The organism is Kitasatospora sp. NPDC054768 (genome assembly GCF_053612025.1).
Genome location: NZ_JBSHBN010000102.1, coordinates 25,977 through 35,240 on the forward strand (window position 1 = coordinate 25,977; position 9,264 = coordinate 35,240).

Sequence of the window (9,264 nt, forward strand, 5' to 3'; positions counted from 1 at the left end):
AAGGGGAAGCGGAAATTCCGCCGGCCGCGGCCGCGGCCGCGGCCGCGGCCGCTGGCGGTGGCGCTGGCGCTGGCGGTGGCGCTGGCGGTGGCGCTGGCGGTGGCGGTGGCGGTGGCGGTGGCGGGGGCGGGGGAGGGCGGCCCGGCAGGCAGGCGTCACCCCAGCGCGGCCGCCTTGCGCAGCAGCACCGACCGCTCGGGGGCGTTGCGGCACAGGCGGGCGGCGAGTTCCAGCTCGGCACGGGCCTCGGCGGTGCGGTCGAGGCGGAGCAGCAGTTCGCCGCGCACGCCGGGGAGCAGGTGCGACCCGGACAGGCGGCCGGAGGCGGCCAGGTCGTCGACGATGGACAGCGCCTCCCGCGGTCCGCCCGCCATCGCGACGGCCACCGCGCGGTTGAGGTCGACGACGGGGGAGGGGGCCACCCGGCCGAGCGCCTCGTACAGGAGCACGATGCGGTCCCAGTCGGTCTCCGGCACCGAGGGCGCCGTCGCGTGGCAGGCGGCGATCGAGGCCTGCAGACCGTACGGTCCGAGGCCCCGCCCGAGGGCGGCGGCGCGGCCGAGCGCGGCCAGACCGCGCCGGATCGCGGAGCGGTCCCACCGGCGCCGGTCCTGGTCCTCCAGGAGCACCGCCTCGCCGTCGGGCCCGGTGCGGGCCGGGAAGCGCGCGGCGGTGAGCTCGAACAGCGCGAGCTGGCCGTGCACCTCGGGCTCCCCGGGCAGCAGGGCGGCCAGGACCCGGGCCAGTCGTACGGCCTCGTAGGCGAGGTCGGGGCGCAGCAGGTGGTCGCCGGCCGTCGCCGTCGAGCCCTCCGTGAAGACCACGTACAGGACGCTCAGGACGGCGCCGAGCCGCCCCGGCCGTTCCTCGGGCGGCGGCAGCTCGAACGGCACGCGGGCGGCGGCGATCGTCTTCTTCGCCCGGGTGATGCGGGCCTGCACGGTTGGTACCGGCACGAGGAAGGCGCGGGCGATCTCCTCGCTGGACAGGCCGCCCACCACGCGCAGCGTGAGTGCCACCCGGGCCTCGGGCGACAGCACCGGGTGGCACGCGACGAACATGAGGGACAGGACGTCGTCGTCGACCCGGTCCGGGTCCCACGGCAGATCGTCGGGCGGCCCGGGCGGGCCGGCCGCGCCCGAGCTGGACCGGCCGTCGGCCAGCCGGCCGGCGAGCACGGCGTACCGCTCGTCGAGGGCCGACCTGCGGCGGAAGGCGTCGATGGCCCGCCGCCGCGCGGTCGCCAGCAGCCAGCCCACCGGGTTGGCCGGCGCACCGTCGCGCGTCCAGGTGACGAGTGCCTCCGCCAGCGCCTCCTGCGCGACGTCCTCGGCCAGGGCGAAGTCCCCGGTGTACCGGGCCAGCGCCCCGACGATCCGTGCCGACTCGATCCGCCAGACGGCCTCGACGGCCCGCCGCGCCGACTCGGCGACCGGCGGGCCGTCGGTGGCCCCGGCTGTCACAGCTGGCCGGTCCGCTCGCGCCACGCCCGCTCCTTGACGATCCACTCGTTGTCCTGCGGGAACTCCTCGATGCCCGGCACGCGGCGGACCTCGCACTTCGAGCCGGGCAGCGCCGGGAGGCGCTTGGCCCACTCGACGGCCTCCTCCTTCGAGGCGACATCGATCACGTAGAAGCCGCCGAACAGCTCCTTCGTCTCGCCGTACGGTCCGTCGGTGACCACCGGGGTCTCCCCGCTGAAGTCCACCACCACGCCCTGCGAGGGGTCGTCCAGCCCCTCGGCGGCGACGAGCACGCCCGCCCGGATCAGCTCCTCGTTGAAACGGCCCACCGTTTCGAGCATCTCCTCGAACGGCGTCTCCATCATCTTCGCGACGGACTCGTCGGTGCCCCGCATGATCAGCATGTACTTCGCCATCTCCGGCCTCCTCGTTCGGGGGTCGCCTCTCGACCCTTCCGGTCCCAGGTCGAACGGCGCGGTCGCGGATCGACACGGTGGACGGACCTGGATCATTTTCTTCGCGGCGGACGCCCCCGTCGCACTCGGGGGAGCCGGGGGCCCGGCCGGATCAGGGCTGCCGGCGGGCGCGTTCGGTGATGTTGCGGGCCATGCCCCCGAACACCACGGTGTGGAACGGCGCGACGGCCCACCAGTACGCGTGTCCGGCCAGGCCGTGCGGGTGGAACAGGGCCCGCTGCCGGTACCGGGTGCCGCGGTCCCCGTCCGGTGCGACGGAGAGTTCGAGCCAGGCCAGCCCGGGCAGGCGCATCTCGGCCCGCAGGCGCAGCAGCCGGCCGGGTTCGATCTCCTCGACGCGCCAGAAGTCCAGGGAGTCGCCGACCCGCAGCCGGGCCGGGTCGCGGCGGCCCCGGCGCAGTCCGACGCCGCCGACCAGGCGGTCCAGCCGGCCGCGCAGGGCCCAGGCGAGCGGGAAGGAGTACCAGCCGTTGTCGCCGCCGATGCTCTCGATCACCCGCCAGACGGCGGCGGGCGGCGCGGTCACGGCGCGTTCCCGGACGTCCTGGTAGAGGCTGCCGCCGGCCCAGTCGGGATCGGTGGGCAACGGGTCGCTCGGGGCGCCGGGCAGGGAGGCGGAGGACCAGCGGGTGGCGACGTCGGCGTCCTTGATCCGGCGCAGGGCGAGCGTGACGGCCCGGTCGAAGCCGGTCAGGCCCTCCGGCGGGTCGGGCACCCAGCGGGCGATGTCGTGCTCGCCGCAGACGACCTCGTGGCGCAGGGACTCGACGAGGGGGCGGGCGATGGAGTTCGGCACGGGGGTCACCAGGCCGACCCAGTGGCTGGAGAGGCGGGGGGTGAGGACCGGCACGGGGACGATGAGACGCCGGCGCAGCCCGGCGATGCGGGCGTAGCGCCGCATCATCTGCTCGTAGGTGAGGACGTCGGGGCCGCCGAGGTCGAAGGTGCGGTTCAGCCCGGGCGGCAGGTGGGCGGCGCCGACGAGGTAGCGCAGGACGTCCCGGACGGCGATCGGCTGGATCCGGGTGGAGACCCAGCGCGGGGTGACCATCGCGGGCAGGCGTTCGGTGAGGTGGCGCAGCATCTCGAAGGAGGCGCTGCCGGAGCCGATGATCACGGCGGCGCGCAGTTCGGCCGTGGGAACACCGCCGGCGCGCAGGACGCGGCCGACCTCGGCGCGCGAGCGCAGGTGGGGGGAGAGGTCCGCCTCGGGCACCCCGGCGGGGACGAGGCCGCCGAGGTAGACGATCCGGGTGACGCCGGCGGCCGCCGCGGCCGCCGCGAAGGCGCGGGCGGCCTCCCGGTCGGTCGCCTCGAAGGAGGGTCCGGTGCCGAGCGAGTGGACGAGGTAGTAGGCGACGTCGACGCCGTCGAAGGCCCCGGCGAGGGTGGCGGGGCGGGTGACGTCACCGGTGGCGGTCTCCACCCGGGCCCGCCAGGGCTGGTCGCGCAGCCGCCGGGGATCGCGCACCAGACAGCGCACGGTGTGCCCGCGGGCGAGCAGTTCGGGCACGAGCCGGCCGCCGATGTAGCCGGTCGCCCCGGTCACCAGGCAGCGCAGCGGGGCGGGCCGCAGCGGGTCGGGTCGCAGCGGTTCCATGTCGACTCCTCCTCCGGAAGCGGCACCCGCGGGGTTTCCGCAGGGCCGGGCCTCCGCCGGGCCGGGCGGAATGACGCAACCAGCGTCGCGCACGGTGTTCGGAGCCGGCGCGACGACGGATGGGCCGGCGCCGTGGCCGTCACTCCCGCGCGGCACCTCGTCCCGCGGCTCCTGGTGGAGCCGCCCGGGCTCCGTCCGGTGCCCGGGCGGCAGGTAGTCCTCGTCCGGTTCCACGTTCCCGCACCAGTGGGCCCGGCGCGCCCGCTGCGGCTCCCGCAACCACCCGGGCCGGGCCAGGGCCGGTTCGCGGACCCGGCGGGGGCCGGGATCGTCGCGGTGGACGCGACGGCGTACTCCTCGGGCGGCCGGTCGCACAGCTTCTCGGCGAGCCCCGTCCCCGTCCCCGTCCCCTGCCCCGGCCCCGGCCCGCGGCCCCGCCCTCGGCCCCCGCGCCCGGGACCGGAGGGCGGGGCGGCGCTCAGTGGCAGACCAGCTTGTTGCGGGCGAGTTCCTGCACGGTGCCGGGCGAGACCGGGGTGTCGCAGGAGACCGTGCCCTCGATCTCGGCGTCGAAGGTGCTGTAGACGGGGTGGTACCCGAAGACGTAGGCCCAGCGCCCCTTGCTCGGGTCGCTCCCGATGGGCCCGTCGACGACGCAGGTGAAGGCGTCGGCCGTGCCCTGGACGCGGTGGGTGCCCTTGAAGACCGCGTAGTCGCCGGGGCGGGAGAAGTTCAGGGTGATCTTCTGGGACCAGCTGCTGGTGGTGGACTTGCCGGTCTGCACGGAGAAGCCGACCTTGACGGAGACCTTCGCGAAGAGCGCGCCCGCCGAGGCGCTGATCTCGGTCGAGGCGTTGAACGTGGTGCTGACGGTCTGCACCTCGGAGACGGTGGTCTCGATGGAGCCGGTGGTGCCCGGGGCGATGGTGATGCCCTTCCAGTGCGTCAGTACCGGGTCGACGGTGGCGGTCGCGACCTCGAACAGCTGGGTCTGCGGCACGCGCGGGTCGCACGGGTCGTTCAGCGAGTCCGCGTGGGCGGTGCCCGCGCCGAGCGCCGACGCCGCCGCGGTCAGGACGGTGAGGGCGGCGGGTAACGCTGTTCGCCGCATGAACGTGTTCGTCAAGGGGACTCCTCGGGGGAGGGATGTGTCGGACCGTCATGCTACCGACACACGGAACGGCCCCATCGGGGCCGAGCGGTCCATCGCCCGCTGCCCGCAGCACATCTGACCGAATGTCACGATCTGATCTTCATCCTGTCCTGACGATTGTGACGCTGTGCATGCCACCAAAAGCCGTCGACCGACCGTCCTGTGAGGTGTCCACGCACATCAGCACGCACCGTCATCGGGGAGCCACCATGTCCGTCCGCCACCGTCACCAGCTGCTCGCCTCCGCCGCCCTCGTCGTCGGAGCCGGCCTCGCGCTGACCGCCTGCGGGCCCGACAACACCGACACGGCCGGCGGCCCGGGGGCCTCCGCGGCCGCCACGGTGGCCGTCACGCCCCCGACGGCGGGCGGCCCGGCCTCCGGCGCCCCCACGGGCGCACCGGCCACGGGAGCGGCGACGAAGCCCGCCCCGCAGAAGCCGTCCGGCGCGAGCACCCCGGGCGGCACCAAGTCCGACGGGGGCAGCGCCGGCGCCGCCGCCCACCCGTGCGACATCAAGAACCTCTCGATCAAGGTGACGGCCCGAGCCGGGGCGGCCGGCCAGCGGGTGATCGAGGTGCGCAACACCGGTGCGAGCGCCTGCAGCCTGAGCTCCTCCCCGGGGGTCGACCTCGGCGACTCCGTCTCGCCCGACCAGAGCAAGAACGTCAAGCCGGTACTCGCCAGCGGCACCGAGCGCTTCACGGTCCCGGCGGGGCAGAACGCCTACGCGGTGATCGACCTCGACCCGAGCGGCGCCACCACCGGCACCACCCCCGGCATCAACGAGATCAACGTGCTGGCCGACGACGAGGGCACCAACATGCCCCTCGCGAACACCCAGAACTTCCCGCTCGACAGCGGCGTGCGGGTGCTGAACCCCAAGATGGGCAACTACCGCTCCAGCGTGGCGGACGCCGTCGCCTCCATGACGGCCGCCCCCAAGTAGTCCCGGAACCGGCCCGGCCGGCACGGCGGCATCCGTCGCCGCGGCCGGGCCGGGCGGCGAAAACCCCGCGCCCGGCCGGCCCGGGCGGGGGCAGAATCGCCCCATGACGGACATGCGGGTGTTCCGGGAGGCGGTCATCGGCTGGGCCGCGGGTGCGGACGGCGGGCCGGCGGGCGAGCTGGCAGACCGGCTTCGGGTACGGACGGCGGTACTGCTGGAAGGCCCGAGCGACCTCGCGGCCGTCGAGGCGCTGGCCGCCCGCCACGGCCGGGACCTGGCCGCCGAGGGGGTGTGCGTCGTCCCGATGGGCGGGGCGATGAGCGTCGGCCGATTCGCCGGCCTGCTCGGGCCGGCTGGACTGGGCCTGCGCCTCGCCGGGCTGTGCGACGAGGGCGAGCAGGGCTTCTACGAGCGCGGTCTCGAACGCGCCGGCGGTCCGTGCGACGGGATCTTCGTGTGCACGGCGGACCTGGAGGACGAGCTCGTCCGCGCGCTGGGCGTGCCCCGGGTCGAGGAGATCCTCCGGGCCGAGGGCGACCTCCCGGCCTGGCGGACCTTCGTGCGCCAGCCCGCCCAGCAGGACCGGCCGCCGCACCAGCGCATGCGCCGCTTCCTCGGCACGAAGAAGGGCCGCAAGATCCGCTACGGCCGCGTCCTGACCGAGGCCCTCGACCCGCAGCGGGTCCCCGCCCCCCTCCAGGGCCTGCTCCAGCACCTGTGACGGCGCCCCGGTCCCGCCCCGGCCATCGCAGTCGCCATTGCCATCGCCGTCGCCGTCGCCGTCATTGTCGACAACGTCATCGTCATCAGGGCTGTCCGGCCGGTCCCCCGGCGGGCCGCTCCCGATCCGGCATCCGGGTGAAATGAAGCGGAGTCGCCTGGCGCGAATGGAAGCGGGGTCCGACGCTGCCAGAATGCAATTTCCTCGGGTCCACCTGCACAGGCGGTGCCACCGGACAGCTGGAGCGGAACATGCGAATCATTCGACCACGCAATAGTCCGGAAAGGGAGACCGGCGCAGGCGCGGGAAGCCTCCCGTGGACACTCATGTATCACTCGGTGACGTCGACGGTCGAGGACCCCTATCTGATCACCGTCGATCCCGCGCGGTTCCGCCGCCAGCTGCGCTGGCTGTCCGCCCGCGGGCTGCGCGGGGTGTCGGTGGGCGCCCTGATGCGTTCCCACCGGGACGGCACCGCGGCGGGCCTGGTCGGGCTCAGCTTCGACGACGGGTACCGCGACTTCCTGGAGGAGGCCATGCCCGCACTGGCGGAGTACGGCTTCACCGCGACGGTCTACGTGGTGGCCGGCCGGCTCGGCGGATGCAACGACTGGGACCGACAGGGCCCGCGCAAGCCGCTGATGACGGCGGACGAGGTCCGTGAAGCCGCTGCCGCCGGGGTGGAGATCGGCTCGCACGGGCTGACCCACCGGCGGCTGGCGGGCCTGGGCGCGCGGGACCTCGCCGCCCAGGTCACCGACAGCCGCCACGTGCTGGAGGACCTCACGGGCCGGGAAGTCGGCGGGTTCTGCTACCCGTACGGCTCGCTCGACGACGCCGCGGTGGAGGCGGTGGAGCAGGCCGGCTACGCGTACGGGTGCGCGGTCAGCCCCGGGCCCCACAGCGGGGTGTACGCGCTTCCCCGATGTTACGTCGGAGACCGGGACGGACCACTGCACCTGACCGCGAAGCTGGTGCGCGACCGCTGGCGGCGCTGACGGCCGCTCAGCGGCCGGCGGCGGCGGGTTCCGCGGCGGGTTCCAGGCGCAGCCAGGACTCGTGCCACAGCAGGGCGCAGCGGCGGTCGCAGCCGGTGGGGGCCGGCTCGCCGCCGCAGCGCAGGCCCTGGAGGATGAACCAGCGCCCCCCGGTGGGGTGCTGCCACCAGGCCAGGGACCGGTGACGCAGCTCGGTGGCGCCGTGACGGGTGCCGGCGTGGCGCTCCATCCCCGGCTGGAAGGGGACGCCGTGCAGGCGCCCGTCGGAGCCGAGGGTCGCGTGGATCTCCGCGAGGCTGCGCACCGTCGCCCACAGGGCGACCGGCCGGGCGGCGGGGACCGGCGCGGGGGCGGACTCCAGCCATTCGTCGCGGAACAGCAGCGCGCACTCCATGCCGCAGCCCTGGGTCCCGTCGGCGCCGTGGCAGGTGGCGCCGGCCAGGGCGACGGTGCCCGACAGGCGCCGCACGCGGTAGTGGTCGTCGATCATGCGGCGCACGACGCGTTCGACCTGGTAGACGCCGCCGCAGAACGACCATTGGCTCCGGGTGAACCACAGGCCGCGGTGGCGGTCCTTGGCGTCCAGGGTGGCGCGCACCACGGCCTCGTCCTTCACCCGGACCCAGTCCCCCTCGGCGAAGCGGGAGGGACGGCCGGGCGCCGGAATGTCGGCGCGGCGCTCACGCAGGCCTTCGCGGGCGATCCGCGCGCGACGCACGACACCGAGCGGTGGAAGGTCGCGCAGGGGCAGACTCTTGTACTGGCACCGGTTCGTGGCGGATTCGCCACGCAGCTCCGTGATACGGGTGAACCGTGATTCCTCGACGGCCATCAATGAAATCCCATCGGGTTGGAGATATCGGCACAGGCTAGCGCAACATGACTTTCCCCGTGTCGGCCCCCGGGCCCTTTCGGCGCCATGTCGAGAGAAATAACACTAGAAGCATTAAGAGCCTTCCGGAGTGAAAATCCAGCACTTCCGGAGAGTTCCGGTTCATACGTGTGTAATGTTTCCACCGTTGTCGAGGTGGAGTGGCCGAGTGGCGAGGCGACGGTTTGCAGGACCGTTCAGACGGGTTCGATTCCTGTCTCCACCTTTTCTCCTGTCCGCCGGTGCCGGGGTGCGTCCCGCCGGTCGCCCCCGTGTCGGCCGGCGGTCCGTCAGCCCACCGCAGGAACAGCAGCCCGGTTGCCGCCCCCGACCGGACGGCGAGGCCCGGGCCGGGGGCCTCCCGGGAGTGCTGACCCGGCATCAGCCCCGGCGGCTCCGGGCCGCCCGGCCGCGCACGGCAGGCCGCCGCTCACCGGCCCGCAAGGCCCGCCGACCCGCGATGGGAGCCCGGCGCCGACGGCGGTCCCCGACCGTGGCATGCTGCCAGGCATGACCGACAGCCCGGACACCGGAGCCCCGGACGGGACCCGATCCTTCGCCACCGCGCGCGAGCCGGCCGAGTTCCCCGCCGTCGGGGTCCAGGGGGTGCCCGGTGTCCTGCACGCCGGGGACCTGAGCCGCGGCAGGCCCCGCACCCTGTGCGGGCTCCGCTGCTTCACGGTCTTCCTGTGCCACTTCGAGCCCGGGGACCCGGCCTCGTGCCGGAAGTGCCGGGCCCTGGTCGAGGCCGCGCCGTCCCGGTAGGGCGGGAAGGGGTGTCCGCACGGACCTGCCCGCCGCGCCGGGGCGCGCGGATCGCGATCCGGAACACCGGCCCGGGCCGAGGGCGCCGACCACCAGGGCCTCGTCCAGCGCCTCGTCGTCCTGCCCGACGACGGCCGCGCCCGCACCGCCCCGTCGCCTGACCACGGCATCTGCGGCATCTGCGGCACCGAAAACCGGACCGCCCGGGTGCCGACTCGGTGGAGCCGGCCCCCCGTCGGTCCGGGGCGGACGGGTGTGAGCGCGCGGCGG

9 protein-coding genes and 1 tRNA gene are annotated in these 9,264 nt (G+C 74.7%); 5 read left to right on the forward strand and 5 right to left on the reverse strand.

The window, feature by feature from the left end:
* Positions 1–155 precede the first annotated feature (155 nt).
* From ACWGKU_RS26605 to ACWGKU_RS26620, 4 genes are all read right to left on the reverse strand, one after another.
* Entirely contained in the window at positions 156–1,487 is a 1,332-nt protein-coding gene (locus ACWGKU_RS26605) for an RNA polymerase sigma factor (RefSeq protein WP_401049895.1), read from the reverse strand.
* Positions 1,460–1,879: a YciI family protein gene (locus ACWGKU_RS26610; protein ID WP_401049898.1), complete on the reverse strand. Its 420-nt coding sequence runs from the start codon at positions 1,877–1,879 to the stop codon at positions 1,460–1,462. Before ACWGKU_RS26610 ends, ACWGKU_RS26605 begins: the two co-directional genes overlap by 28 nt.
* 151 nt (positions 1,880–2,030) lie before the next feature.
* Positions 2,031–3,539 (reverse strand): SDR family oxidoreductase, encoded by a 1,509-nt coding sequence (locus tag ACWGKU_RS26615; RefSeq protein ID WP_401049901.1) that lies wholly within the window; start codon positions 3,537–3,539, stop codon positions 2,031–2,033.
* Between the two features lie 478 nt (positions 3,540–4,017).
* Positions 4,018–4,665, reverse strand: a complete 648-nt coding sequence (locus ACWGKU_RS26620; protein ID WP_452179264.1) for a hypothetical protein — start codon at positions 4,663–4,665, stop codon at positions 4,018–4,020.
* 236 nt (positions 4,666–4,901) lie between these two features.
* On the opposite strand from ACWGKU_RS26620, the gene ACWGKU_RS26625 reads away from it, so the two are divergent.
* The 3 genes from ACWGKU_RS26625 (at position 4,902) to ACWGKU_RS26635 (ending at position 7,358) form a co-directional block, all read left to right on the forward strand.
* On the forward strand, positions 4,902–5,639 hold the full coding sequence (locus ACWGKU_RS26625) for a DUF4232 domain-containing protein (protein ID WP_452179263.1): 738 nt from the start codon (positions 4,902–4,904) through the stop codon (positions 5,637–5,639).
* A gap of 103 nt (positions 5,640–5,742) precedes the next feature.
* Positions 5,743–6,360 (forward strand): TOPRIM nucleotidyl transferase/hydrolase domain-containing protein, encoded by a 618-nt coding sequence (locus ACWGKU_RS26630; RefSeq protein ID WP_452179262.1) that lies wholly within the window; start codon positions 5,743–5,745, stop codon positions 6,358–6,360.
* 338 nt (positions 6,361–6,698) lie between these two features.
* Positions 6,699–7,358 carry a polysaccharide deacetylase family protein gene (locus ACWGKU_RS26635; RefSeq protein ID WP_401056535.1) on the forward strand — a complete coding sequence of 220 codons (660 nt, stop codon included), beginning with the start codon at positions 6,699–6,701 and terminating at the stop codon, positions 7,356–7,358.
* Between the two features lie 7 nt (positions 7,359–7,365).
* Here ACWGKU_RS26635 and ACWGKU_RS26640 read toward each other — a convergent pair whose 3' ends face one another.
* The gene (locus ACWGKU_RS26640; protein WP_452179261.1) at positions 7,366–8,076 is read right to left on the reverse strand and encodes a hypothetical protein; all 711 of its coding nucleotides are present in this window, start codon (positions 8,074–8,076) and stop codon (positions 7,366–7,368) included.
* A gap of 308 nt (positions 8,077–8,384) precedes the next feature.
* Between ACWGKU_RS26640 and ACWGKU_RS26645 the strand changes: the two genes are divergently transcribed.
* Together ACWGKU_RS26645 and ACWGKU_RS26650 are read left to right on the forward strand one after the other, a co-directional pair.
* Positions 8,385–8,455, forward strand: a tRNA-Cys gene (locus ACWGKU_RS26645).
* A gap of 284 nt (positions 8,456–8,739) precedes the next feature.
* On the forward strand, positions 8,740–8,994 hold the full coding sequence (locus tag ACWGKU_RS26650) for a hypothetical protein (RefSeq protein ID WP_401052141.1): 255 nt from the start codon (positions 8,740–8,742) through the stop codon (positions 8,992–8,994).
* The last annotated feature ends 270 nt before the right edge of the window (positions 8,995–9,264 follow it).